The organism is Amycolatopsis sp. SID8362 (assembly GCF_010550475.1).
In the GTDB taxonomy this organism is placed as follows: domain Bacteria; phylum Actinomycetota; class Actinomycetes; order Mycobacteriales; family Pseudonocardiaceae; genus Amycolatopsis; species Amycolatopsis eburnea.
In genome coordinates, this window is sequence record NZ_JAAGNB010000966.1 from 36,965 (window position 1) to 62,632 (window position 25,668).

The 25,668-nt window shown below is 71.0% G+C and carries 26 protein-coding genes; 2 read left to right on the plus strand and 24 right to left on the minus strand.

Annotation, left to right across the window (positions count from 1 at the left end):
* Window positions 1-14 precede the first annotated feature (14 nt).
* The 9 genes from G3I65_RS29800 to G3I65_RS58850 all read right to left on the minus strand — a co-directional run bounded on the left by G3I65_RS29800 (window position 15) and on the right by G3I65_RS58850 (window position 8,984).
* Window positions 15-599 carry a cysteine hydrolase family protein gene (locus G3I65_RS29800; protein ID WP_160699039.1) on the minus strand — a complete coding sequence of 195 codons (585 nt, stop codon included), beginning with the start codon at window positions 597-599 and terminating at the stop codon, window positions 15-17.
* A 12-nt stretch (window positions 600-611) separates the two neighbouring features.
* On the minus strand, window positions 612-1,250 hold the full coding sequence (locus G3I65_RS29805) for a cysteine hydrolase family protein (RefSeq protein WP_160699040.1): 639 nt from the start codon (window positions 1,248-1,250) through the stop codon (window positions 612-614).
* Window positions 1,237-1,974, minus strand: a complete 738-nt coding sequence (locus G3I65_RS29810) for an SDR family NAD(P)-dependent oxidoreductase (protein WP_160699041.1) — start codon at window positions 1,972-1,974, stop codon at window positions 1,237-1,239. The genes G3I65_RS29805 and G3I65_RS29810 overlap by 14 nt, the downstream gene beginning before the upstream one ends.
* Window positions 1,974-2,681, minus strand: coding sequence for an ABC transporter ATP-binding protein (locus G3I65_RS29815; protein WP_160699042.1), 708 nt, complete (start codon window positions 2,679-2,681; stop codon window positions 1,974-1,976). The genes G3I65_RS29810 and G3I65_RS29815 overlap by 1 nt, the downstream gene beginning before the upstream one ends.
* Before the next feature lie 5 nt (window positions 2,682-2,686).
* Window positions 2,687-4,390 (minus strand): branched-chain amino acid ABC transporter ATP-binding protein/permease, encoded by a 1,704-nt coding sequence (locus G3I65_RS29820; RefSeq protein ID WP_160699043.1) that lies wholly within the window; start codon window positions 4,388-4,390, stop codon window positions 2,687-2,689.
* On the minus strand, window positions 4,387-5,274 hold the full coding sequence (locus tag G3I65_RS29825; RefSeq protein WP_160699044.1) for a branched-chain amino acid ABC transporter permease: 888 nt from the start codon (window positions 5,272-5,274) through the stop codon (window positions 4,387-4,389). The genes G3I65_RS29820 and G3I65_RS29825 overlap by 4 nt, the downstream gene beginning before the upstream one ends.
* 16 nt (window positions 5,275-5,290) lie before the next feature.
* Window positions 5,291-6,508 (minus strand): ABC transporter substrate-binding protein, encoded by a 1,218-nt coding sequence (locus tag G3I65_RS29830; RefSeq protein ID WP_160699045.1) that lies wholly within the window; start codon window positions 6,506-6,508, stop codon window positions 5,291-5,293.
* Between the two features lie 170 nt (window positions 6,509-6,678).
* Window positions 6,679-7,779, minus strand: coding sequence for a zinc-binding dehydrogenase (locus tag G3I65_RS29835; RefSeq protein ID WP_160699046.1), 1,101 nt, complete (start codon window positions 7,777-7,779; stop codon window positions 6,679-6,681).
* A gap of 11 nt (window positions 7,780-7,790) precedes the next feature.
* Complete coding sequence (locus tag G3I65_RS58850; protein WP_160699047.1) at window positions 7,791-8,984, minus strand: cytochrome P450; 1,194 nt, start codon at window positions 8,982-8,984, stop codon at window positions 7,791-7,793.
* A 123-nt stretch (window positions 8,985-9,107) separates the two neighbouring features.
* Between G3I65_RS58850 and G3I65_RS58855 the strand changes: the two genes are divergently transcribed.
* Window positions 9,108-9,890 (plus strand): FadR/GntR family transcriptional regulator, encoded by a 783-nt coding sequence (locus tag G3I65_RS58855; RefSeq protein ID WP_160699048.1) that lies wholly within the window; start codon window positions 9,108-9,110, stop codon window positions 9,888-9,890.
* 1,015 nt (window positions 9,891-10,905) lie between these two features.
* Here the strand turns inward: G3I65_RS58855 and G3I65_RS29850 are convergent.
* From G3I65_RS29850 to G3I65_RS29915, 14 genes are all read right to left on the minus strand, one after another.
* Window positions 10,906-11,694, minus strand: a complete 789-nt coding sequence (locus tag G3I65_RS29850; RefSeq protein ID WP_160699049.1) for a FadR/GntR family transcriptional regulator — start codon at window positions 11,692-11,694, stop codon at window positions 10,906-10,908.
* Window positions 11,695-11,876: 182 nt separating this feature from the next.
* Window positions 11,877-12,890 (minus strand): amidohydrolase family protein, encoded by a 1,014-nt coding sequence (locus G3I65_RS29855; protein ID WP_160699050.1) that lies wholly within the window; start codon window positions 12,888-12,890, stop codon window positions 11,877-11,879.
* Window positions 12,891-12,900: 10 nt separating this feature from the next.
* A complete protein-coding gene (locus G3I65_RS29860; RefSeq protein ID WP_160699051.1) occupies window positions 12,901-14,010 on the minus strand; it encodes a Gfo/Idh/MocA family protein in 1,110 nt (369 codons plus the stop codon).
* Window positions 14,010-14,609, minus strand: coding sequence for an RraA family protein (locus G3I65_RS29865; protein WP_160699052.1), 600 nt, complete (start codon window positions 14,607-14,609; stop codon window positions 14,010-14,012). Before G3I65_RS29865 ends, G3I65_RS29860 begins: the two co-directional genes overlap by 1 nt.
* On the minus strand, window positions 14,606-15,265 hold the full coding sequence (locus G3I65_RS29870) for an RraA family protein (RefSeq protein ID WP_160699053.1): 660 nt from the start codon (window positions 15,263-15,265) through the stop codon (window positions 14,606-14,608). The genes G3I65_RS29865 and G3I65_RS29870 overlap by 4 nt, the downstream gene beginning before the upstream one ends.
* Window positions 15,258-15,914, minus strand: coding sequence for an RraA family protein (locus G3I65_RS29875; protein ID WP_160699054.1), 657 nt, complete (start codon window positions 15,912-15,914; stop codon window positions 15,258-15,260). The genes G3I65_RS29870 and G3I65_RS29875 overlap by 8 nt, the downstream gene beginning before the upstream one ends.
* Complete coding sequence (locus G3I65_RS29880; protein ID WP_160699055.1) at window positions 15,911-16,879, minus strand: extradiol ring-cleavage dioxygenase; 969 nt, start codon at window positions 16,877-16,879, stop codon at window positions 15,911-15,913. Before G3I65_RS29880 ends, G3I65_RS29875 begins: the two co-directional genes overlap by 4 nt.
* 18 nt (window positions 16,880-16,897) lie before the next feature.
* Complete coding sequence (locus tag G3I65_RS29885) at window positions 16,898-17,665, minus strand: class II aldolase/adducin family protein (protein ID WP_160699056.1); 768 nt, start codon at window positions 17,663-17,665, stop codon at window positions 16,898-16,900.
* Complete coding sequence (locus G3I65_RS29890) at window positions 17,658-19,766, minus strand: acetate--CoA ligase family protein (RefSeq protein ID WP_160699057.1); 2,109 nt, start codon at window positions 19,764-19,766, stop codon at window positions 17,658-17,660. Before G3I65_RS29890 ends, G3I65_RS29885 begins: the two co-directional genes overlap by 8 nt.
* Window positions 19,763-20,935 carry an acyl-CoA dehydrogenase family protein gene (locus tag G3I65_RS29895; protein ID WP_160699058.1) on the minus strand — a complete coding sequence of 391 codons (1,173 nt, stop codon included), beginning with the start codon at window positions 20,933-20,935 and terminating at the stop codon, window positions 19,763-19,765. Before G3I65_RS29895 ends, G3I65_RS29890 begins: the two co-directional genes overlap by 4 nt.
* Window position 20,936: 1 nt before the next feature.
* Entirely contained in the window at window positions 20,937-22,004 is a 1,068-nt protein-coding gene (locus tag G3I65_RS29900) for an amidohydrolase family protein (protein WP_160699059.1), read from the minus strand.
* 91 nt (window positions 22,005-22,095) lie between these two features.
* Window positions 22,096-22,317 (minus strand): hypothetical protein, encoded by a 222-nt coding sequence (locus G3I65_RS29905; RefSeq protein ID WP_160699060.1) that lies wholly within the window; start codon window positions 22,315-22,317, stop codon window positions 22,096-22,098.
* Between the two features lie 7 nt (window positions 22,318-22,324).
* Entirely contained in the window at window positions 22,325-23,599 is a 1,275-nt protein-coding gene (locus G3I65_RS29910) for an aromatic ring-hydroxylating dioxygenase subunit alpha (RefSeq protein ID WP_160699061.1), read from the minus strand.
* Window positions 23,600-23,698: 99 nt separating this feature from the next.
* Entirely contained in the window at window positions 23,699-23,899 is a 201-nt protein-coding gene (locus tag G3I65_RS29915; RefSeq protein WP_160699062.1) for a hypothetical protein, read from the minus strand.
* 73 nt (window positions 23,900-23,972) lie between these two features.
* Here G3I65_RS29915 and G3I65_RS29920 point away from each other — a divergent pair, with 73 nt between their 5' ends.
* Entirely contained in the window at window positions 23,973-24,722 is a 750-nt protein-coding gene (locus G3I65_RS29920; RefSeq protein ID WP_160699063.1) for an enoyl-CoA hydratase/isomerase family protein, read from the plus strand.
* A gap of 10 nt (window positions 24,723-24,732) precedes the next feature.
* On the opposite strand, the gene G3I65_RS29925 is transcribed toward G3I65_RS29920, so the two are convergent.
* On the minus strand, window positions 24,733-25,533 hold the full coding sequence (locus G3I65_RS29925) for an SDR family NAD(P)-dependent oxidoreductase (protein ID WP_160699064.1): 801 nt from the start codon (window positions 25,531-25,533) through the stop codon (window positions 24,733-24,735).
* Window positions 25,534-25,668 lie beyond the last annotated feature (135 nt).

The window sequence follows — 25,668 nt, forward strand, 5'->3', positions numbered from 1 at the left end:
CGGCGGCGCCGCGGTCACCGCGGCGTGAAGCACTCACGCACGGACCGAACGTCGGCGAACATGCTCTCGGCCAACACCTTGAGAGCGGCCTCGTGCAACGCGGTCGTCCAGCCGGCGCAGGCTTCCGGGACCACGGTCACGCCGAAGTCGGCCGCGTAGGCGGTACGAACAGAAGATGCCACGCAGACGTTCGTAGCCACCCCGCACACGATCAGGTCGGTCACACCCGCACCGCGCAGTACGAGCTCCAAATCGGTGGCGAAGAACGCGTCGTAGCGAGTCTTGTCGACCACGACATCGCCCCCGGCCGGAGCCAGCTCGTCGAGCACCTCTGCGTCCCAGCTGCCACGTAGAAGACCGCCGGAGTCGCGGATCCCGGCCCCAAGCCGCTCGAAGTTCGCACCCGCGTCGACGTACCCCGGGCGGTAGCAGTGTCGCGTGTAGACAACCGGCACACCGGCCGCTCGCGCTGCGGCGACCGCGGCCACGCAGCCGGCGATCGCGGTGGCCACGCCTTCCATCGGCCCGAGCATCGCCGGTACGGAGCCACGAGGGTGGCAGAACCCGTTCTGCATGTCGACGACGAGCAGCGCTCGCATGGGAACTCCGATCTATCCGAGGTGTCCGGCCCGCACCAGCGAAACCGCTTCGTCGATGCTGATCACGTCCGCGTACCGGTCCGCAAGGTCGGCCAGTGCGACCGGCCCGGAGAGCGGACGCGGGTCCGCCACGCACTGCCGGACGATCTCCACGCGCAGGCCGAGCGACGCGGCGTCCACGGCAGTGGCACGCACGCACCCGCTCGTGGTCATTCCGCAAAGGAGCACCGTGTCGACGTCCGCTTCGGACAGTCGCGCCGCCAGGTCCGTTCCGGCGAACGCGGAAGCGTGGCGCTTGTCGACCACGACGTCGCCATCCCGCGGCCCGATCCGCGGGTCCAGCTCGGTTCCCGGCGCGCCCCACAGCAGCGGGCTCAAGTCGAATCGGGCCGCCCAGGCCGGATCGACGTCCGCCAGGTCGTCGAACCCGGTACGCACGAGGAACACCGGGATTCCCTTCCGGCGCGCGTGGTCGAGCAGCCCGGCGGTGGCCACGACGGTGGGGGAAGCACCCGGGTCCGCGTCGACGAAGTGCCGTTGCAGGTCGACGACGACCACCGCCGGCCGGCGGCCCGGTCCGTGCCGGCGGCCGGAGCCGAGTCCCGCCAGCAGTCGCGCTATGGCGGCTTCGATGCTCTCAGAGGAAGACATGGCCCCCGTCCACGATGATCGTTTGCCCGGTGATGAACGACGCGGCATCGGACGCGAGGAACAGGACGGCCCCCACGAGGTCGGCGGGGACCGCTGCCCGGGGGATGGCCCGCACGGCGACCGCGTTGTCGAGCACGTCGCGCGGGTAGTGCTCGAGCACCCCTTCCGACTGGGTGCTGCCCGGGGCGACCGCATTGACCGTCACCCCGGCCGCGCCGACCTCGCGGGCCAGCGCGCGGGTGAACCCGATGATGCCCGCCTTGGACGCCGCGTAGTGCAGCCGCTGGTGGCCTCCCACGTGTGCGGTCGTCGAGCTGATGTTCACTATCCGGCCCGCTCCCGCGCTCGTCATGCCCGGCAACGCCCGCCGCGCGCACAGGAACGGCCCGCGCAGGTTCACCGCCATCACCCGGTCCCACGTCGCCACGTCGATGTCCCGCCACCCGGTGAACGGCAAGTCCACGAACAGCGCCGCGTTGTTCACCAGCACCGTCGGCGCGCCGAACTCCCGCTCGATGCGGGTGAACGCCGCGTCGACCGAGTCCTCGTCGGACACGTCGGCGACCACCCCGAGCATTCCGTCCGCCGCGACGTCGAGGACACGGTCGTCTCGGTCGCACAACGCCACCGGGCGGCCCTGCGCCGCGAACGCCCGCGCGTACTCCAGCCCGATCCCGCCCGCCGCTCCCGTCACGACGACCGGGCCGTCCTCGGGCGCCGCCATCAGACGCCCATCGGGGCCGACAGGTCGCGCACGTCGAGGGTGCGCTCCGGGGTCAGCTGGTCGATCGTCGTGGCGCTTTCGTCGGCGACGACGAGCGTCACGCCGGTCGCGCGCAGCTCGCGGAAGTACTCGATCAGCTCGTCGACCACCTTGGGCGCCAGCCCCATGAACGGTTCGTCCACGAGGAGCACCGAGGGGTCGCCCGCCATCGCCCGTGCCAGCGACAGCATCTGCTGCTCGCCGCCGCTGAGCATGCCCGCCGCGACGTGGCGCCGGCCGGCGAGGCCGGGGAAGCGGGTGTAGACCTCCTCGATCGCCTCGTCGGCGGCCGCCCGGGGGCGGCGCAGGGCTTCGTGGGCGAACCGCAGCGTCTCCGCCACCGTGAGGCGGGGGAAGATGCGGCGCCCCTCGGGGACGAACGAGATCCCCGCGAACCGGCGGGCTTCGGGACCAGTCCGCGTCAGGTCGACGCGCTCGCCGTCGCCGGTCAGCCCGATGACCGAGCCCCGGCCCGGGCCCCGCACCCCGGCCAGGCAGCTCAGCAACGTCGTCTTGCCCACGCCGTTCGGCCCCAGCACACCGACGCACTCGCCGGCCCCGATCGTGAAGCCGGCCCCGCGCAGCACGGTCATTTGGCCGTACCCGATGTCCGCGTCCTCGAGAACGAGGGCGCGCACCGGCGTACTCGTGAACCTTCGTCGCAGCATGGCGGTCAGCTCCTCGTCCCGGATCCGATGACGTCGTGCAGGTCGCCGCGGGCGCGCAGCTCGGCGAGGTCGCCGACGCCGACGATCCGGCCGCCCACCATCACCACCGTGCGGTCGGCGATCCGCTCCACCAGGTCGTGGTCGTGTTCGACGAGCACGACGGCGCACCCGTCGGCCCGCCACCGCCGCAGGGCCTCGACCAGGAACTCGACCTCTTCGTCGGTGAGCCCGGCGGCCGGTTCGTCCAGCAGCAGCACGCGGCAGCCCCCGAGCTCGAGCCGCGCAAGTTCCACCCACCGGCGCACGCCGTGCGGCAGCACCGCCACCGGACGGTCGAGCCAGCCGGTCAATGCCCACCGCTCCAGCACCGCCTCCAGCCGCTCGGGGTTCGCGCGCCGGCCCCAGCCGTCACAGGCCAGCCCGACGTTGTCGCGCACGCTCAGGCCCGCCGCCAGCCGCGGCACCTGGAAGCTGCGCCCGAGGCCGTGCCGGGCGAGCCGGTGCACCCGCCCCCAGCGGACGTCCCGCTCGGCGCCGTCGGACCAGCGCAGGCCGACCCGTCCGGCCTCCGGCGGCCAGATCCCGTTGAGGCAGTTCAGCAACGTCGTCTTGCCGGACCCGTTGGAGCCGATGATCGCGGTGATCTGCCCGGGTTCGAAGGCGATCGAGACCCCGTCGAGCGCCACGACCGAGCCGAACGACTTCCGGACGCCGTCGGCCGCGACGGCGACGATCTCCGGCCGCTCCCCCGCCGCGCTCACCGGGGAACGACGCGCCGGCCATCGGCGGCGGCGGTCGCGCAGCACCTCGGGGAACAGGCCCGTCGGGCGGCGCACGACCACGAGGATCACCAGCAGCGCGAACACGATCGTCAGGACATTGCCGTCCAGCCCGCCGATCCAGCCCGGCACACCGACCACGACGACGCTCGCCGCGACCGGGCCCCAGATGCTGCGCCGTCCACCGACCATCAGCACCAGGAAGATCTGGATCAGCAGCGGCAACCCGTAGGTCGTCGGCACCACGACCTTCTGCTCCTGCACCCACAACACCGTGGCGACGGCGGTGAGCAGCCCGCTCACCACGGAGACGCCGATCCGGACGGCCACGACGTTGGTCCCGACCACCCGGGCCAGGAACACGTCGTCGCCGATCGCCACGCCGAGCCGGCCGGTGCGGCCCGACATGAACAACCGCACGACGAGGCCGGTACCGACGAGCACGGCGACGCCGAGGGCGAGCGCCGGTCCCGTCTCGCGAGCCGAAAAATCCACCCAGCGCGGGAAATCCGTGATTCCCGACGAGCCGCCGGTCAGGTCGGTGAACGTGGTCAGCGCGGTCAGGAACACCGCACCCGCCGAGATGGTGACCAGGCCGAGCTGGAACCCGGTCAGCCGCGCGCTCAGGCCCGCCACCGCGACGAGCAGCGCGACCGAGCAGCCCGCCGAGACCAGCACCGCCCACCACACCGACCCGGTGGCCGCGGCCGTGATCGCGAAGCCGTACGCCGAAATCCCGATCACGGCGTGCTGGGAGAAGTTGAAGACGTCCAGGTAGCCGAGCACCAGGGAGTAGGCCACCGCCAGCGCCGCGGTGAACGACACAGTGGTCAGCGTCGCCTGGAACGCGTAACTGCCGCCGAACAGGCCGTAGAGGTACAGCGCGACGACGACCGCCTGGATCGCCCGCCGCAGGAACCGCTCGTTCATCCGACCACCCTGCTCGTCCGGTCCGGGAACAGGCCCCGGGGTTTCACCAGGAGGACCACCAGCACGAGGCCGAGCTGGACGACGGTGGCGGTGAACTGCCCGCCCCGCGCGTTCACGACCGCTTCGGCGATCCCGATGACCAAGCCGCCCACGATCGGCCCGGCGATGCGGTCACCGCCGCCGATCACCAGCCCGAACAACGCGCCCACGATGATGTGGAAGACGTTGTCCGGCGTGACCCCGACGACTTCGGCGGAGATGTCGCCGACGAAGAAGCACAACACGCCCAGCAGCGCGTAGGCGCCGAACGCCATCGTGGACACGCGCACGCCGGACAGCCGGGCGGTGACCGCGTCGTCGGACACCGCCCGCAGCGCCCGGCCGAGCCGGGAGCGTTCCAGCACCACCCAGCTGCCGAGGCCACCGAGCACGACCGCCGCGACGAGGAGCAGGGTGCCGGTCGTGACCGTGATCCCGCCGCCGAGCGACAACGTGCGCGCCGGCACCACCGGGGTGGCAAACCGCAGGTCCGACCCGAACAGCAGGTAGCCCAGCCCCTGCAGGGCGGTCGCCAGCGCGACCGTCACGAGCACGCCGCCGAGGTCGTGTTCCTGCCCGTGCCCCGCTCGGCTCGCGATCCACCGCGTCGAGACCAGGTGCACGAGCGCGCCGACCGGCGCCCCGGCCACGAGCAACAGCACGAGCCGCGGCAGCGGGGGCAGCCCGGCGAGCGACGCCGCCGTCAGGCCGGCCAGCACCACGATCCCGCCCACCGCGAAGTTCATGATCTTCGTGACCCGCAGGACGAACGCGGCCGCGAGACCGACCAGGGCGTACAGCGCCCCCAGCCCGATTCCGTTGAAGAGCGATTGGAGTTCCCGCACGTGCGTTTCCCCTCGCCTACCGGCCGGACGCCGGTTCGGTGCCGGTGAAGGTGAGCTCCCACGCCTTGGCGTCCGGCTTCCACCGCGCGAAGGTGAACCAGCCGTCGCCGCGGTCGGGCAAGGTGCCGTTGCGCGCCGCCCCGAAGTTGTAGGTCAGCATCGGCGTCGGGAAGTCCTTGCCGGACTTGAGGTCCGCGTAGATCGCCTCGGCAGTCGGACCACCGTCCTTGACGGCCTGCGCGACGACGCGGACGCTCGAGTAGCCGATCGCGTTGTTCGTCGTCAGCGGCGGCTTCCCGGCCTTCTTCCAGGCGTCCGCGAACGGCCGGGCCACCGGTACGGCCGGATCGCCCGCCGGGAGCAGGTCGGCCACCATCACCTTGGGCAAGCCGAAGCTGGTGAACGGCGCCGCCGCACCGAGCTGGGCCAGCGTCGCTGCGGTCGCGTTGGTGGGCTGGGACATCAGGATGGCGCCGGTCATCCCGAGGTCGACCATCGCCCGGGAGACCACCAGCACCGACGGACCGGTGCCGCCGGCGAAGATCGCCGTGCACCCGTCGCTCTTCAGCTGCGTCACCTGCGGGGTAAGCGAGCTCGCGGCGGCGTCGAACGGGATGCGCGTCCCCATCGGCAACCCGGCCTTCGCGGCGGCGGGTTCCAGGACCTTCTGCAGCGATTCGAACGAGGCCCCGCTGACGCCCAGGTCGCACAACGCCTTGGCGCCACGGCTCTTCGCGAATTCCGCCGCGAGGTCGAAGTAGCCGCTGAGCGGCTGGACGCTGAAGCTGTACGCGCCCTTCGGGTTCAGCCCGGCCGCCGTGATCATCGGGACCTTGGCCGAGGCCATCGTCGGGTCCAGCACGACCGAGGAGGTGCTCGTCTCCGGCCCGACCACGGCCACGACGCCGTCCTGCAGCAGCTCGTTGGCGAGCCCGGGGAGCAGGCTCTGGTCGGACCGATAGTCCTTGACCTCCAGGTCGAGCTTCTTGCCGCCGATCCCGCCGGCGGCGTTCACCTCGTCGACGGCGAACCGGACGCCGTCCAGCATTTCGCCGCCGATCGCGCCGTACACCCCGCTGAGGGCGAAGACGGCACCCACCTTGATCGAATCGCCGCCGGCGTCGCCGCCGACTCCCCCGCTGCACGCCGTGGCGCCGAGCGCGATGCCGAGCGAGAGCGACAGCACGGCGGCCATCCGCCCCTTGCGTCCCCCGCTTCCGTAGCCGAGTTGCACGGTCCCTCCTTTGGGCCGGATGACATTCCTGATAACCATAGGAGCAATAGCCACGACACACAAGAGCTGTGCACTGTGGACAGCTGTTGATCAGTACTCACGTTGCGCCAGAACAAAAATGGCATGCGAAAGCGGCGGACGCAGTCACGCCCGCCGCTTCCCCCGGTGCGTCAGCTGGCCCCGGGCACCACGGATACGTGCACGGCGTCGGACCGGCCGAGCAGTTCAATGCCCTTCCGGACCTGCGTCAGCGGCACGGTGTGTGAGTGCAGCAGCTCGACCGGCAGCCGTCCGGACGCCAGCAGCCGCAGGGCCTGGCGGTAGCCCCACGGCTCCACGCTCACCACGCCCCGGATGTCGATCGCCTTGAGCACCATCGCGTCGGCGTCCACTCCGGACAGATCGGCGCCGCCCTTGAGCCCGGCGACCACCACCACTCCCCCGGGCCGCACGAGCGCGATCGCGTCGCCGATGGCGGAAACCGCGTGCGGGGTCGTGTCCACCACGCGGTCGGCGTCCCCGCCGAGCGCCGCGCGCACCGCGGTGACGACGTCCGGGCAGCCGTCGGGGAGGTTGTCCACCTCGACGGTGGCGTCGGCGCCGAGCTTGGCCGCGATCTCGAGCTTGTGCCGGTCCCGGGCGAGGCCGGTGACGACGACCCGGTCCGCGCCCGCGGCCCGCGCGGCGACCGCGGAAGCCAGCCCGCGCTGCCCACAGCCGAGGACCACCACGGCGTCGCCGGCGACGGTCCCGCCGCGGCGCACCGTCCAGTCGAACCCGGCGCCGAGCGGGTTGAACAACGTCGCCACTTCGGCTTCGACGCCCTCGGGCACCTGGTGCACCCTGGTGTTCGGCCGCAGCACGAGGTATTCGGCGAAGCCGCCCCACAGCCCGCTGCCGAACGTCGTCGGGGTGAAGCCGTAGGAGAAGCGGTTACGGCAGAACTTCACCAGCCCGCCGGTGCAGCGGTCGCAGACCTGGCACGGCACCACGGATTCGACCGCGACGAGCTGTCCCTCCGCGACACCCCAGAGCCGCCGGGCTTCGGCGCCGATCTCGACGACCCGGCCGACCGGCTCGTGCCCGGGGATCACCGGGTAGGCGGACCAGCCGCTCTTCGCCAGGCCGCCGTCCAGCTGCGTCTTGTCACTGCCGCAGACGCCGGTGGCCTCGATCTTCAGCAGCGCCTCGCCGTCCCCGATGACGGGGACGTCGAACTCCTGCTCCGCCAGCACGCCCGGTCCCAGCTGGACCATCGCCCGTGCACGCATCGGACTCCTCCTCAGAGCGCGGTGAACCGGACGGGAAAGGATTCGTAGCGGTCGTGGACACTGTCCGGGCGCACCGGCGGGTGGTCCGGGTCGCGCTCCACGCCCGCCCGGAACAACGCGCCGAGCAGCAGGGCGAGCGTGCCGTCGCGCGGCTCGGCGCGGCGCCCGGCGGCGGTTCCGAGCACCAGCGGCTTGCCCAGGCACTGGTGGGGGCCGGCCCCGAAGCTCAGGCCGTAGGGCGCGGTGCCTTCGGCGATCGTGCGGTACGGGTTGAACTCGCCGACCGCGCCGCCGTAGGCCTCTTCGTCCATGTTCGCGTGGAACTTGTCGACGAGCACGATCTGGCCTGGCTCCACCGGCGTGCCGTCCGGCATGGTCGTGCGCTCGACTGCCGCCCGGAACAGGACGTGCCGCCCGGGGTGCATGCGCAGCGACTCCATGCCCGCCACACGCAGGAATTCGGGATCGGACAGCTTCTCGCGCGCCTCGGGGTGGTCCGGCAGCCAGTTCGTCAGCTCGGCGACGGCGTGCGTCACCGCCGTCGCCGTGGTGAACGCCGCGGCGGCCATGAACAGCAGGGCTTCCTTGAGGATGTCGTCGTCCGACCAGGTCATCGTGGTGTCGGCGAGGATCACCGAGATGAGGTCCTGGCCCGCCGCACCTCGCCGGCGGCGCTTCTCCAGCGCCGGGCGCACGAAGTCCGCCCAGAACTCGTCCTTGCAGGCCAGCGCGTCCCGCATGACTTCGGCGTGGTCGCGGGTCGCCCATTGGATCAGGATGCCGTCGCCGAGCCGGGCGACGAGCGTGGTCAGCTGGGACAGCCGGGCGTCGTCGACGTCGTCGAGCCCGACGACCTCCGCCGAGATCCGCAGCGCCATCCGGCGCACCAGCGGGATGAGGTCACCGCGGGGGACGCCGTCGCCGGGCCGGTCCGCCGCGATCGCCGCCAACTCCTCGTCCACCACCTTCGCCAGCACCGATTTCTCGTAGTGCGCCAGGTGCGCCGGGTTGAACAGGCCGCCTTCGAGGCGCTTGAGGTGCCGGTGGCGATCGCCGTCCGAGCCGAGCAGCGTGCCGGCCAGCAGCACCGCGTTCTCGTGGTAGACGTCGACGCTGAACGACGTCGAGCGCAGCACCGAGGTGCCGTCCGCGTAGTTCTCCGTGCGCGGGAGCGTCGGGTCGAGGGGAAGCGGGATGTTCGACACTGAACCTCCTGGGATGCGCCTCAACACATTAGGTTAATTATAGGAGCAATAGCAGGCTAGGTAGCTGCGCGCAGTCCGTCAAGCAGGCCGTTCGGGAATCAGGGCAATGGTAGGCTCGCCGGGGTGGCGAGCAGGGAATCCGAGGGGGCGCGCCGGCCACGACGCCGGCCTGACCCCCGCCGTTCACACAAGGCCGCGCTCGGGATCGCGCAGGACATCGTCGACGACATCACGCGGGACGACCTCGGGCCGGGCGCGAAACTGCCCGGCGAGCGGGAGATGCTCGAGCGGTTCGGCGCGGGCCGGGGCACGCTGCGGGAGTCCCTGCGGTTCCTGGAGATGACCGGAGCGATCACGTTGAAGCCCGGCCCGCGCGGCGGCCCGGTGGTCGCCGAACAGGACGGGCAGGACCTCGCCTGGGTGCTCGGGCTGTTCATGCAGCTGCGCGGCGTCCCGTTCGGGGCGGTCGTCGCCGCGCGAGAGGTCCTCGAACCGGAGCTGGCCGGGCTCGCCGCCGAGCGCGCGACCGCGGAAGACCACGCGCGCCTCAAGGACACCATCGACGGCATGAGCGCGTTCCTCGACGACGAACAGAACTTCCTGGCCGAAAACGACCGGTTCCATTCGGCGGTGGCCGCCGCGTCGGGCAACGACCTCTTCGCGCTGGTGATCTCTTCCCTGCACACCATCACCGACGGCGTGCCGCTGGGCCTCGACTATTCGCGGCCGCGGCGGGAGAACGTGGTGAAGTCGCACTCGGAGATCGCGGAGGCGATCGAGGCAGGCGACGCCGAGGGCGCGCGCTGGGCGATGCGCAAGCACCTGCGCCGGTTGCGCACCCGGGTGGAGTCCGACTTCCCGGCGGTGCTGGACCGGCCGCTGCGCTGGCGCGACATCGTCCCCTGACAAAGCGGAAACGCCGGGAGCCGGCCAGCGGCGCGTCCACGATGCCATGAACGCTTTGCTCCACCCCTTGACAACATCCCCACGCTGACCAGAGGTAGCCTTACGACTATGAGCGGAATCTAGGAAAGGGCTACCGTGGGCTGGTTGGGGTTGGATTGGGGAAATGTTCCGTCCTGGTTTTCAGCCCTGTCGTTCAGTGCGACAGCTCTCATTATCTGGCGAGATCGAAAGCATCGACTTCGGCGGCAAATCGAAGATGTTGGCATATGGGTTAAGGTTGACGTTGCAAATGATAGCTCAGAAGCCGACACCGAAACGTGCATTCGACTGATTTCCACAGTTTTCGCGCGAAATGCCGCCAATCTGCCCATCGAAATCCTCAGCGTGCGCTACGTAGTTCGATACCAGCTATGGAACGTTGCCGATGACATAAATCCTAGCCATCCTCGCTTGCCCGGAGGGCATATTGACTGCAAAGTTCACGGAAGCGTAGTCCCACCAGGGGAGACTTTGGAATTCGAAGACTTCCCGATCCGGCTAGACTACGACAAGAAGGTCGGTATTATTGCAGTTGGCCCACCTTACCCTGGTAACCGCGTCGATATTATCGGAATTAGCGCACGGGACGCCGCTGGGAGAAAATGGGAAATATCCCCGCGACAGGAACGGGGACCAGTCCAAGTTCCGGACATTCTAGTCCCCTTCTTGGATGCCAACAAAGCTATCAGATACTCACTAAGAGTCGCTCTTCGAGAGCTGGGATACTCGATCCTAGCAAATTCTCGGACGACGCCGGTAGCCTCGACCGCCCTCGCCAGTGCCAACGCAATCTCTTGCGGGTGCTTCGCGACAATTCAGAACCCATTCCGAAGAGCGACCCCCAAACACCACAAGGCACGGCACTTACACAGAGGCACAGTAAGCCCTCAGGACGCTGCGCCGGAACCAGCGCGTTCCGTGCCGCCGCGTTGCAGTGGTTAGTGGAGATCGGTAACTTCTTGAGGCAACAACCGGCTCAGGGAGCCACGTCGCGCCAGCGGACCGGGCGTTCGTAGACCATCGGGAACTTCTCGACGATGTACCGGCGGAACTCCCGCATGTGCCGGCGCATCGCCCACCGGGCGCCTTCCGCGTCACCGTTCTTGATGGCGTCGCACACGGCTTCGTGCGCCTGCAGCACCGCCTTCCGCCGCGGCGGCGGGTAGCTCACCCCGAGCGGCATGCCGTCGGTGATCAGGTGCAGGGAAGAGATCAGCAGGGCGAACAGCTCGTTGCCGGCCGCCGCGGACACCGCCGCGTGGAAGCGGTCGTTTTCGGCCAGGAAGTTCTGCTCGTCGTCGAGGAACTCCCGCATGCCGTCGATCGAATCCGAGATCTCGGCGATCAGCTTCTCGTCCGCGGCCTCGGCCGCCTGCGCCGCCAGTTCCGGTTCGAGCACCTCGCGGGCCGCGACCAGCGCCTTGAACGGCATCTTCTTGAGCTGCAGGAACAACCCCAGCACACCGGCGAGATCGTGGGCGTCCGGCTCGGAGACGATCGGGCCGCCGTGCGGGCCCGCCTTGACGCGGATGACGCCGTTCATCTCCAGGAACCGCAGCGCCTCGCGCAGGGTTCCGCGCCCGGTCTCGAACCGGGCCATCATGTCGCGTTCGCTGGCCAGCTTGGTGCCCGGCCCGAGGTCGTCGTCCGTGATGTCGTCGACGATCCGCTGGGCGATCGCCAGCGAGACCTTCTGGGGCCGCCGGGCATCGGGACGACGGCGGGCGACGCGTGCGCCTTCGCCGTCTGCAGGTTCGTCAACCACGATGGCACCCACTCCCCGCCGGCCGACCCACGACCCAGGCTCAAGGCTAATGATAGTACACTACTGTGAGTTATGAACGCTGAACGGGCTCAGCCTATCGCGTTTGCCTGATCGTGTTGCCGGGACACGCAGAGCCCTCTGCCGCGACGAACCGCCGCGCCGGAGGGCTTCTTCGCCTGACGTCACCCCGCCGTCGGGGTCAGCTTGAAGAGCGACTGCGCGTTGCCCGCGAGGATCGCGGTCTTCTCGGCCTCGCTGAGGAACCCGAAGCCCTCGACGACCGGCCGGATGTCGTCGAAGTCGTGCCCGGTCACCGGGTCGGGCGCGGTGCCGCTGCCCGGCCGCTCGGTGCCGAACAGGCACCTGTCCGCGCCGACCGTCTTGATCAGCAGCTCGAGCGAACCGGGGTTGTGCAGGACCGTGTCGAACCACAGCCGCCGCAGGCTCTCGTCGAACGACTCGTCCTTGAGCACGTGGCCCAGGCGCAGCTTCGGGTGCGCGCGAGCCGCCCGCCAGCGCCCGATCTGGTACGGCACCGAGCCGCCGCCGTGCGCGACGATGATCTTCAGCGTCGGGTAGCGCAGGAACACCTCGGAGTTCAGCAGCGTGAGGATCGCGATGCTCTCCTCGGTGACGAAGTGCTCGCTGTAGGTCTCCCGGTCGTTGAGGCAGCTGCCCGAGTGGATCAGCGCCGGCACGTCGAGCTCCACCAGCTTTTCGTACAGCGGGTACCAGAACGGGTCACCCAGCGGCGGCACGTGCCCGGTGCCCTCGGACGGGTCGGGGTTGAGCACGCAGCCCACCATCCCCAGTTGGGTGACGGCCTCCTCAAGGGCGCCGACCCAGTCGGTCGCGCTCTCGCCGTACGCCTGCGGCAGGCCGGCGACCCCGGCCAGCCGGCCGGGGAACAGCGCGGCCTGGCGGGCGATGACGTCGTTGACCGCGCTGGTCCACCAGTGCACGGTCTTCGCCGGGCGCATCGAGTGCCCGCAGTGGAATGGCCGCGGCGAGATCAGCTGCAGGTCGGTGCCGACGCCGTCCATGGTGGCGAGGGTGCGCTCGCCCCACTCCTTGAGCGCGGCGTCGGAGACACCCGCGCTCCCCTGCCCGTGGGCACCGCGCGAGGACATGAGGGCCGCCTGGTAGGCGTACAGCTCCGGCGGGGCGTTGACGTGCGCGTGCGCGTCGATGATCATCTTGTTCTCCTTACGCCTGAAGGTCGGGCTGGGTGGGGACCTGGTGGTGCAGGCCGACGCGCCGGCCGGTGCGGGCGGACTCGTGCAGGGCGAGCGCCACTTCGAGCGTCGCCAGGCCCCAGCGTCCGGTGTGGACGGCCGGGTGCCCGTCGAGCGCACCGGCCAGCTCTGCCAGCAGCGCCTGCCAGCCGGACGCCTCGTCTTCGACGCCGACTTCGGTGACGTCGTCGCCCGCGAACACGAGCGCGCCGGTGGGGGTGACCCAGGCGCCGCCGTCCGCGAAGGTCGCCGCCAGGGTGCCGAAGACCGGGGACACCGCTCCTTCACCCGGCAGGACGAAGAACCGGCTCGTCTCCGGGGTGGCGGCGACGTCGAAGGTGCCGAGTTCGCCGACTCCCCAGGTCTGGAGCCGGCTGTCGAACCCGCCGGTGCCCACGTAGTACGCGCTCGCGTGGACGCCGCCGGGGAACGCGAGCTGGGCCGAGAACCCGAGTTCGGTCCCGTCGGCGCCGCCGAACGTCGTCCCGGTGACGGACTCGGTCAGCCCGCCGCACACGTACCGCAGGACGTCGATCTGGTGGGCGCCTTGGCGGAGCACCAAACCGTTGCCCTGCGCGGCATCGAGGTCCGCGGCGGAACGCGGGCGGCGGCGCCAGTCGGTGTGGCAGTTCGCGCACACCGACAGCAAGGGGCCGAGCGTCCCGTCTTCGACCAGCCGCCGCAGGACGCGGACCGGCGCGTTGTAGCTGTGGGTCGCGCCGACGAGCAGGACGACACCGGCACGTTCAGCGGCTTCGACCGCCAGCCGCGCGTCCGTCAGTGTCGTGGCGAGGGGTTTCTCCGAGATGACGTGTTTTCCTTGCGCGGCAACGGCCCGGACCGCTTCCAGGTGCGTGGCGGTCGGCGTCGCGACGTACACGACGTCGACGTCACCGGACGCGGCCAGCGAAGCGACGTCCGGGTGCACCCGGCAGCCGGTCTCGGCGGCGGCGTGCTCGCGGGCCGCCGGGTCGACGTCCGCGACCCCTGCGAGCCGGAACCGCTCCGAGTGCCCGAGCGCGGCGGCCATCAGCTGCCCGGCCGCACCCCAGCCGGCGATGCCCACCCCGTGCGTGTCCATCAGAACCCGTAGATGTCGAGAGTGGACTCGCCGGCGGCGATCCGCCGGCGCACGGAGGCTTCCTTGTCCTCCCGCCGCGCCGCGCGCTCGCCGATCACGGCGGCGTCCTCCCGCGGCGAGACGACGACGCCGTCGGCGTCCCCGACGACCAGGTCGCCGGGCCGCACGACCACCGAGCCGATGGTGATGTCGGCGTCGAGGTCGCCGCCCGTCGTGTCCTTGCCGGTGCCGCGGACGCACAAACCGCGTGAAAACACCGGGAAGCCCAGCTGCAGCAGCTCCGCCGAGTCGCGCACGCAGCCGTCGAGCACCAGGCCGCCGAGCCGGCGGGCGATCGCCGCGCTGGTCAGGATGTCGCCCCAGTAACCGAATTCGAAGGCGCCACCGGTCGAGGCGACGAGGACGTCCCCCGGCGCGGCCGCGTAGAGCGCACGGTGCAGCCAGATGTTGTTGCCGGGGGTCAGCCGGACGGTGAACGCGTACCCGCAGATCCGCCACGCCGGGTCGAGGGGCCGCAGCTGCGGCGGCAGCGGGGTCGCCCCGGACTCGTGCAGCGTCGCCGTACCGAACTCGCCGAGCCGGGTCGCCTGCGCGGTCATCGTGCGCCGGCTTTCGTCTGCAGCGAGTGGTAACCCATCTCGGCCCGTGCCTCGTCGAGCCGCCGGCCGTCCGCGACCGCCGTCCGGATGCTGTCCTCGGCGCGCTCGATGCCCTCCGCGACGTCGAGCACGTCGTCGGCCCGGTCCACGGCGAGGACCACAACGCCGTCGGCGTCGCCGCGGATCACGTCGCCGGGGTGCACCAGCACCGAACCCAGCCGCACGGGACGGCCGGTGTGGGCGAGGCGCACCCGGTCCTTGCCGGTCTGCATGCTGCGGCCGCGGGCGAACACCGGGTAGCCGATGGCCAGGCTGTCGGCGACGTCGCGGCAGACCCCTTCGATCACGGTGCCGCCGATGCCGCGCGCGTTCGCGACGGCGGTGAGGATGTCGCCCCAGACCGTGCAGTCGAGGCGCCCGTCGTTGCTCAGCACCACGATCTGCCCGGGCTCGACGTCGTCGATGTAGTCGCCGACGGTCCCGCCGAGAGCGTCGACCGGTTCGTACTGGCCGGTGAACGCCCGCCCGCAGATCGAGAACCGCGGGTCGAAGGGCACGATCCCGGGCACGGCGCCCGGCAGGCCGAGCTTGTCCAGCGCGTCGGACAGCCCGGCGGTGCCGATCGCCCGCGCCCGGTCGGCCGTCTGGTCAGGCATTGAGCATCTCCTCGTAGTCCGTGCCGAGGACGTCGGACGGGCGCCGGCCCGCCCGCAGGTCTTCGGCCATCAACCGCTCGCGGGCCACCAGCCGCTCGGCGGCCGCGAGCACGTCCTCGACGTCGGCCGCGCGGACGAACACCGCGCCGCTGCCGTCCGCGAGCACGTAGTCGCCCTCGTGCACCTCGACGCCGCCGATCCGCACCGGCACGCCGACCGCGTCCTCGACGATCCGGCCCCGCGCGGTGAAGGGGATGGCTTCCCGCGCGGACACCGGCAGGCCGAGTTCGCGGATCTCGTCGACGTCCCGGCACGCGCCGTCGACGACGACTCCGGCCAGTCCTTTCAGCGACGCGGCGCGCGCGAGCAGGCCGCCCCAGGTGGCCGACCGGAAGGGCCGGCCGGTGTCCTGCTGCACGACCACCACTTCGCCTTCGGCGGCCCGTTCGATCGCCGCGGTGCCCAGGTGGCTGCGACTGGCGCGGCCGTCGGCGGGCACCGTCCGCATCGTCACCACCCGCCCGGCCAGCCGGGCGCCTTCCCAGACCGGCAGGACACCGGCGACCGCGCCGGACAGGCCGCGCGCGTCGAGCGCGTCCGACAGCACGCACGTGTCGAGGGCGAGCAGCCGGTCCCGGACCGGGGTCATGCCCGGGTCCAGGTGAAGAACCCCATGCCGCAGCCCGAACCCGCCTTCGAGCGGTACGCCGGGATGTAGTCGACGACCTTTCCGGGCGCGTCGTGCAGGGCCGCGCCGACGGCGATCCAGTTGCGGATCTCGGAGCTGCCTTCGCGCAGGCCGTCCACGGGAATTCGGGACAGGGCCTCGTGGTCGTGCGCTTCCAGGGCTTCGAGCAGGCCGCGGTCCAGCTTCTCGTCGATGATCGGGTGGGTCAGGCCGCCGGAGGCGATCAGCGCCACCCGCAGGTCCGACGGCCAGCTGTCGATCGCCTTGCGGAGTCCCTGTCCGAATTGGACGCAGCGACCCGGCGTGGGCTGGTTCGGCGGGTAGTAGGTGTTGAGGAAGATCGGCACCAGCGGGATGCGGGGCAGGCCTTCCAGCAGGCGGCGGTAGACGAAGGTGAACGCGTGGCCGAGCGAGCGGTCCTTCGGCTGCTCGGTGAACTGCGCGACGTCGAAGCCGCCCTCGACGAGCTGCTCGACCAGGTGCAGGCCCAGCCCCGCGTGCGTTTCGTACACGTCGACTTCGGCGGCGTGGTAGTACTTGTACGCCGTTTCCATTGTGGATGGATAGGCCTCGGCACCCGGCGGCCGGTCCTCCAGGGACTCGCCCCAGAAGATCGAGACCGCGGGCATGATGTCGTCGAGGAACAGTTCCCGCTGGTCGTCGCCGATCACGACCAGGACGTCCGGCCGCAGGGCGAGCAGCTCGTCCCGGGTCTTCTCCAAAGCGCGCTGGCACGCCTGGTACCGCTCGGCCAGCAGGGCCGGGTCGAGTTCGTCTTCCAACTCCTCCTGGGACCGGTCGGTCGGCGTCAGGCCGAGCGCGCCGAGCCGGGGCAGTTCGAGGTCGCCGTGCGCGCGCCACCCGCCCGATTCCATGGAGAGCTGCGGACTGTGCGACACCGCGGCGCCGCCCACTACCTGTGCCATGTGTTCCTCCTTGACGAGTCAGCCGCGCCGGGTCACGTCGGCGGCGTCGCCGAGCGTGTGGCGGTAGTAGTCCCACGTCCAGTGGGCGTAAGTCTTCGCGGCGTTGCGGCTGTTCACGAAACCCGAGACTTCGGCGATGTCCTCTTCGGACAGGTGCTGCGGCCGGCCGCCCGGCACCGAGTGCAGGCTCAGCGTCAGCTCGGCGAGCGTTTCGAGCTTGATCGCGCGGACCGTCGCCTGCTGCAGGTCGGCGCCGACGGCGACCACGCCGTGCCCGCGCAGCAGGCAGGCATCGGCAGTGTCCATCGTGTCGGCCACTTCGCCGCCGAGCTTCCGGTCACTGATGAGCACGGCCCGCGGGTACGTCGGCACGCCGCGCACGGCCAGCTCCATCGCGCCCGGGTCGTACGCCCCGATCACCGGCTCCATCGGCAGCCCGAGGATGCCGCACTTCAGCGACGCTTCCGGATGCCCGTGCACCACGGAGCCGACGTCCGGGCGCTGCCGATACAGCTCGGTGTGGATCGGCCACTCCCCCGGCAGCGCGTAGCCGTCCGGGAGGTCGGCGTTCGTCGCGTCGAGGCCGACGAGGTGGATGTCGCCGACGACGGTGAACCGCACGCCCGGGTCCTGCGGTGGGCGGCACCGGACGAGGATCCGGTCGGTGCCGGGCACCCGGGTGCTGACATGCCCGGTGATCTCGCGGACGCACCCGGTGGCCGCCAGGATGCGGCACGACAACGCGACCAGCGCCCGCAGCTCTTCGACGGCATCGGTGTCAGACACGAGTACTCCTGGGTTGCGGTGCGGAAACGAGGGCGGCGGCCGCGGCGACCATGCGGGCGGGCTCGGTGAAGACCCGGATGCCGCGTCCGGCCAGCAGGGCCATGCCGTCGGCGGCGAGCGAGCGGGTGACGAGCCAGGACACGAGCACGGGTTTCGGGCTGCCGCCGGCCGCGTCGGCGATCTGCCGCGCGACGCGGACGGCGTCCTCGCCCGCGATGCTGGTCAGCACCACGCAGACGAGGTCGACGCCGGGGTCTCCGGCGACGAGTTCGACGACGCGGCGCACGGTGCCCTCGGCGAACGTGCCTTCGGCCGTGATGTCGAGGGGATCGTCGACGTGGGCGAAGGCGGGGAGCACTGCGGCCAGGTCGGCCGCGGTCCGCTCCTCGAACGCCGCCAGCGCGAGTCCGTGCTGGTCGATCAGGTCCGCGGTGGCGCTGCCCGCGCCGCCCGAAGTGGTGACGACCGCGACCCGGCCGCCGGCGGGGCGCGGTGTGTTGCCGAGCGTCCAGGCGATCTCGAGCAGGCCGGTCAGCTCGGTGACCTGCACCGCGCTCTCCTGCGCCAGCACCGCGCGGTACGCCTCGCCGCTGCCGGCGAGGGCGCCCGAGTGCGAGGACACCGCGCGGCGGCCCGCTTCGGTGACGCCGGTCTTGAACACCGCCACCGGCACCCCGCGGGTTCGCGCGGCGGACAACGCGCGACGGAAGCGGTCGCCGTCGGGCACGCCTTCGAGGAACACCGCGATCGACCGGGTCGTGTCGAGTGTCGTGAAGTGCTCCAGGTAGTCGGCGACGTCCACTTGGGACTGGTTGCCGACGGTCACCCAGTCGCCGATGCCGTAGCCGTCGGCCAGTTCCCGCGACACCAGGCTGCCCGCGACGGCGCCGCTCTGGGCGATCAGGCAGGTACCCGACTCGCGCAGCGGGAAACCGGTGATGGCCTGGCTGAACGTCGCGGCCATCCGGTGGTGCGCGCTGACGACGCCGATCGTGTTGGGCCCGCACAGGGTCGTGGCGGAGCCTGCCACGGCGGCGCGCAGCTCGGCTTCGAGCGCCTGCCCCGCCGCGCCCGCCTCGCCGAACCCGGAGGCGAACACGATCACGGCCGGGACGCCGAGCCGGACGCAGTCGCGGACCGACTCGACGGCAGCCTTGGCGGGCAAGGCGACGCAGACGAGGTCCGGCACCCCCGGCAGCTCGCTCAAGGACGTCACGGCAGGCAACCCGCCGACTTCGCCACCGGCCGGGTTGACCGGGTGCAGCTCGCCCGCGAACCCGTGCTCGCGCAGGGACGCCAGGATGCGGGCGCCGGGCCGGGTGGCGTCCCGGGATGCGCCGACGACCGCGATGCTCCGCGGCCGGAGCAGGGCCGTGAGGTCGGGGGCGCTCCCCCGCGGTTCGACGGCGGTCACCGGCTCGACCACCACGCGGGCGTCGAGCACGACACAGGTGCCGTCGGCGAGCACCCGCACCGGGTTCAGGTCCAGTTCGGACAGTTCCGGCACGGCGAGCGCCAGCTCGGACACCCGCGCTACCAGCTCGCTGAACTGCTCCGTGTCGACGGGCGCGGCGCCCCGGAACCCGGTCAGCAGCGGCGCGCACCGCAGTGACCGCAGCATCTCGTCGGCGTCGTCCACGGTCACCGGGGCGACGCGGCGGGCGACGTCGCGGAACAGTTCGACGGTCACCCCGCCGAGCCCGGCGACGACGACCGGGCCGAACGTCGGGTCCCGGACCCAGCCGAGGATGAGGTCCGTGCCCGGCTGCGCCATCGGCTGCACGACGACGCGGGCGTCGGCGGCGCCGAGCGCCGTGACCCGTTCGACGAGCCGGTCATGCGCCGCGGACACCGCGTCCGCCGTGGCGAGGCCGAGTTCGACCAGGCCCGCGTCGGATTTGTGCAGCACGTCGTCGGTGAGCGCTTTCAGCACCACTGGGAAGCCGAAATCGCGAGCGACGGCCACGGCTTCGTCAGCCGAACGAACCGGGGTGGCCGGGACGAACGGCAGGTCCAGGGGCGCGAGCAGGTCCCGCGCCGAGGCCTCGCCGAGCCCGCCGGGCTTCAGCCGGCGAGCCGCGGCACGGACGTCCGCGGTCATCGGCGTGACTCCCCGCGGATGGCGTCCTTGGCGATGAGCACGCGGTGGATGTCGTTCGCGCCTTCGACGATCTGGAACACCTTCGCGTCGCGGTAGGCCCGTGCCACGGGGTATTCCTCGGACACGCCGTAGGCGCCGTGGATCTGGACCGCATCCGTGGCCACGGCCTGCGCGACGTCGCTCGCGTACATCTTGGCCATGCTGGCTTCGACGCGGGCGCGTTCACCCCGTTGCATGGCCTCGGCGCACCGCTCGGTGAGCAACCGCGCGGCCTGCACCGAGACGGCCATGTTCGCGATCTTCTGCTGCACCATCTGGAAGTCCGTGATCGGCTGGCCGAACACGACCCGGTCGCGCGCGTAGCGCACCGAAGCGTCCAAACAGGACTGAGCCAGCCCCACCGCGCGCGAGGCGACCGACAGGCGGCCGCGCTCCACGGCGTTCATCGCGACCGCGAACCCGTCGCCCTCGGCCCCGAGCATCGCGTCGGGCGCCAGGCGGACGTTGTCGAAGACGAGGTCGCCACTGCACAGCGGGCGGAAGCCCAGCTTGTTGTGCACGGGGTTCTTGAGCACGCCCGGCGCGTCGGCGGGCACGATGAACGCCGACAGGCCACGGCGCCCCAGCGCGGGGTCCCGCGTGGCGAAGGTGACGAAGAACGACGCCCGGTCCAGGTTGGTGATCCAAGCCTTCGCGCCGTTGAGCACGTACCCGCCGCTCTCGCGGGTGTAGCGGGTCTGCGTGCCGGCGACGTCGCTGCCGGACCGGGGCTCGGTGACCCCGGCGCCGCCGAACAGCTTGCCCTCGGCCAGCGGTACCAGCCACTGCTGCTTCTGCTCGGTCGTGCCGAACTCCAGCAGGCCGGAGCCGACGAGCGCCGAGGGCATGCTCATCAGCACGCCCAGGCAGTGGTCGACGCGCGAAACCTCTTCGATGATCCGGGTGAAGGTGACGTGGTCGAGGCCGAGGCCGCCCCATTCGACCGGCACCACGCCGCCGAAGAAGCCCATCCGCGCCATTTCCTGGAGCAGGTCGGCGGGCAGTTCCTCGGCCGCGTCGTACTCGGCGACCCGGGGCGCCACCCGCTCCTGGACGAACTCGCGGACCAGGCCGACGATGGCGTCCCGTTCGGCCTCGGTCTGCGTCGGTTCGAGCAGTTCGGAGGTCATCTCAGCCCGCCGCTTCCAGGTTCTTGCGCAGGCGCGGGTAGATGTCCAGCGCGGTGTCGCCGAGCATGAGATCCAGGTCCTGCGCCGAGTGCGCGGGGATGCCGCGCAGGACCCCGGCGATGTCGTCGGCCCAGCCTGCCGTCGGCGTCTTCTTGTGCGAGCCGTCGCCGGGCCGCTCGGTGCCGAACACCACGCGGTCGCTGCCGATCACCTTGACCAGCAGAGCAAGCGCTTCCTCGCTGTAGAGGCAGGTGTCGTAGTAGAGCTTCCGGATCGCCTCGTCGAACGTCCCGCCGCGCTCGGTGCCCTGCCAGTAGGTGCCGCGGAACCGGCCCACCTGGTACGGGATCGCGCCGCCGCCGTGCGGCACCACGACCTTCAGGTCCGGGAAGACGTCGAACACGTCGGACTGCACCAGCGACATCACCGCGGTGCTCTCCTCGGAGATGAAGTGCAGGCTCTGGTTCTCGCGCAGGGACACGCAGCCGCAGGAGTGCACCAGCATCGGCAGCTGGTACTCGACCAGCTTCTCGTACAGCGGGTACCAGTACTCGTCACCGAGCCCGGGCACCTCCATCGGCGCGCGGCCTTCGCTCGGGTCCGGGTTGACCAGCACGCCGACGAAGCCCAGCTCGTTGACGCAGCGCTCGAGCTCTTCGAAGACGACGGAGACCGGCTCGCCCCAGACCAGCGGGAGGTTGCAGATGCCCTGCAGCCGCTGCGGGTAGAACTGCACCTGGGTCGCGATGGCGTCGTTGACGGCCTGGGCCCACCAGTGCACGATCCGCGCCGGCTTCTCCGAGTGCATCAGGCTGTAGGGCCGCGCCGAGACCAGCTGCACGTCGGTGCCGACCTTGTCCAGCCAGGCGATGTGCTCTTCGGCGAAGTGCTTGAGCTCCTCCGGCGGGATGACGCCGGTACGGCCGTGCCCGAGGCCCTCCCGCGACTCGGAGAACCCCTTCAGCCGGCGGCCGTAGTGCCCGCGGCTGCCGATCAGGAACTCGCGGTAGGCGTACAGCTCGGCGGGGGCGACGAGGTGGCCGTGGACGTCGACGATCTTTCGGGGCATGGGATGCGCTCCTCTTTCGGTGGCCGCGACCGGGGCCCTCGTCGTGGGCCGGTCACGGAGTGGGGTTCGCGGCGGGACTGTCCCCGGCGCGTCAGTCGATCAGCACGCGGATCGGGTGGCCGGTCTCGGTGTGGTGGCGTACGGCGGCCGCGATCGTCGGCTCGCCGATCGCCTCCCGCCAGCCGCAGCCGGCGGCCCGGCACCAGGCGGTGGGCAGCCATTCACCGCAGGCCGGGCAGATCCCGGTCCCGGTGCGGTGGCGGCCGTCGCGGCAGCCCCCGTCGGGTGCGGAGTTCGGGGCGGCGGAGTCCACGGCTCGCTCAGCCGGCCTTCCGCACCACGGCGTCGATCCGCTGCGTGAGCGTGCTCAGCCGCGGGCTGTAGACACCCTGCGTCCGCAGGAACGACGCCATCGGGTTGGCGCCGCCACCACCGATCCCGAGTTCCTTCTTCTCCTGCGGCAGCTGGATCAGCTCGCCTTCGGTCGCCGCGTCGTGCACGTTCATCACGGCGCCGCCGGTCTCGTTCGCCTGCAACTGGCTGCGGAGCAGGTTGCGGTAGAGCGCGATGCCCTGGTCCGACGAGCTGAGGTGCTCGTCGTCACGGGTGGTCAGCGCGCCTTGGGTCACCCACACCATCGCGTCCTGCGAGTCGATGGTGTCCATCAGGAAGTTCCCGTCCGCGTCCTGGAGCTTCACCTCGTAGGTGTCGGGCAGGGCGCGAACCTCCTCGACGAGGTTCGCGTACTCGTCGGGCACGTCGTAGTAGCAGTACCAGAAGTGCAGCGTGTGGTGGTCGTCCATCGGCACGCGGATCTGGAAGGAGCTGAGGCCGTAACCGCCGACCTTGAGGATGTTCGGGAAGTAGACCGGGTGGCCGACCTTCCAGTCCTCGTCGTCCTCGGTCTGGCCCTCGCGCAGCCGGCGCTTGATGATGCCGTAGTCGACGAGGTCGAAGCCGATCTTGATGTGGTGTCCACCGAGGACGGTCGGCTCTTCGCCGGCCCGCTCGAGGTGGTAGTTGAACAGCCGCCCGTGCAGCCACTCGACGTGGGTCGGGTCGAACGAGTTCTCCATGATCTGCAACCAGTTGCACGGAATCACGGCGTAGCCGATGTCGCGGAAGCGCGTCGGGGTCTCTTCGAGGGCGAAGAGATCCAGGCGCGGCAGCGCCGGCGCCGGTGTCTCCCCGAGGTAGGCGAAGATCAGGCCGCCGAGCGCCCGGACCGGGTAGCTCGTGGTCCGTGCCCGTGCCTGCAACTGGGCCGACGGCGGCATCTGGTTCGGTTGTTCCAGGCATTCGCCCTGCGGGGAGAACTTCCAACCGTGGTACGGGCAGCGCAGCCCGGCGCCGTCCGGGAACCCGTAGCCCAGGGAAGCGCCGCGGTGCGGGCACCGCTCGGCCACCAGGCCCAGCTCGCCCGTCTCGGCGCGGAACAGCACGAGGTCCTCCCCGAGCAGCCGGACCCGCTTCACCGGGTTGGCGTCGAGGTCCGTCTCGGTGGCGACCGGAAGCCAGTAACGCCGGTAGAGCGCACCGGCGGGCGTATCGCGGCCGACGCGGCTGTAGCGCTCGTTGACGTCTGGGTGCAGCATCAGCGTCCTCCCTTGCCCGGACCAGGCGATCGCGGTCCGGCAGACGACGGACTCCTTCGTCCGGTCGCCCTTGTAGGTTAATCATAGGAGCATTACTCGTCAAGCAGCGGCGGCCGACTCTTCGACGACGACCGGCCCAGACTCCTGGCGCGGCATCAACCGGTCGGTGGCGACACCTTCCGGGCGCTCGCCGAGCCGACACACCCGGTACTGGTGCCTCGTGCCCACCGCCGGCACGAACGCGATCGCGGGATGCCCGCACCACGCGCAGGGCAGGCCACGCAGATACACCTCGAACATCGGACCCCATCCCTTCGGCCGCTAATTAGGATTATGATTAGAGCATAAGACTTCCTTGACCTCCGGAGAAGAGATGACCGACAGCGAAGTGCGGCTCGACCTGCGCGGCGACGTGGCCGAGCTGGTCCTGGCCGCGAACGCGATCGACCTCGACGTCGGCCGGCAGCTCGCCGCGGCGACCGAGCGGCTCACCAGGACGGACGCGCGAGTCGTCCTCGTCCGCGCCGAGGGACCACACTTCTGCGTCGGCGGCGACGTCCGCGCCTTCGCCGCGCACGAAGCCGATCTCGCCTCCTACGTCAGCCAGGTCGCCGACGTCGTGCACGCCGCACACCGCCACCTCGCGGCCCTGACCGTCCCGGTGGTCTGCGCCGCGCAGGGCGCCGTCGCCGGCGCCGGGGTAGGCCTCGCCTTCGGCGCCGACCTCGTGCTGCTCGGCCGCTCGGCGAAGGTCCGGCTCGCCTACACGGCGATCGGGCTGTCGCCGGACAACGGAGCCAGCGCGCTGCTCCCCCAGCTCCTCGGCCCGCGCCGCGCCCTCGAACTGGCGCTCACCAACCGGACGCTCACCGCGGACGAGGCCCGCGACTGGGGCCTCGCGACAGCCGTCATCAACGACTCCGCCCTCCTCGGCGAAGCACGGGAGCTGGCCGGCCGCCTCGCCGGGATGGCCCCCGGCGCCTTGGCGGCAACCAAGCGCCTCATCCTCTCCGCGGCGAACAGGAGCCGGGACGAGCAACTCGACGAGGAAGCCGGAGCCATCACAGCGCTGGCCGCCACCGGCTTCGCCCGGCAAACGATCTCGGCGTTCGCCCGGCGCTGACGCCACGGCGTCAGGTGACGTTGCGGATCAGGCCGCCGTCCACCCGGAGGTTGGCGCCGCTGACGTAGTCGGCCAGCGGGCTGCACAGGTAGGCGACCGCCGCGGCGATCTCTTCCGGCTTGCCGAACCGGCCGGTGTCGTTCGGGATGATGTCCCGCACCGCGCCGCGCTCGATCTCCTCCCACGTCTCGCCCCACCCTCGGGCCGGGGCGATGCCGGTGAGGAGTTCCTTCACCGATTCCACCAGGATGGCGCCGGGCGCGACCACATTGGACGTCACGCCGGTGTCCTTCAGCTCGCGGGCGAGCGACACGGCGAGGTTGTGCCGGGCCGCCAGCGTGGCGTTGTACTGGGGGTGCGACTGCATCGGCTGGGTCGCCAGCCCGCCGCCGATGGTGATCACCCGGCCCCAACTCCGGTCCCGCATCCGCGGGACGAGGTGCCGGATCATCCGGACCCCGGAGATCACGTTGCCCTCGTAAGTGTTCCGCCAATCCTCGGGTGTGGCGTCCGTCCAGGACAGGTGCTCGTACGCACCCGCGTTGTTCACCAGGATGTCGATCGGGCCGCCGGCCAGCGCGGCGGCCGCGACGGCGGCGGCACCCTCGTCCGTGGCCAGATCGCCGATGGCCACGGCGGTCCGGCCACCCTGACCCTGGATCGCCGCGGCGACCTTTTCGGCACGGGCGACGTCGCGGCCGTGCACCACGACCTCGGCGCCCTCCGCGGCGAGGCGGCCGGCGATGGCTTCGCCGAGTCCCGAGCTCGACCCGGTCACGAGCGCGCGCTTGCCTGTCAGTTGAAGATCCATTGTTCGCCTCGATGTCGTCCTTCGATCAGCGGCGTCTCCGCCGATGTATACAACTGTAGACTTCACTGAGTCACTTGTCTACGGGTGTATACCGTGACGAGATAGACAGCCTACCTGTTCAGTTTACCTGTATTC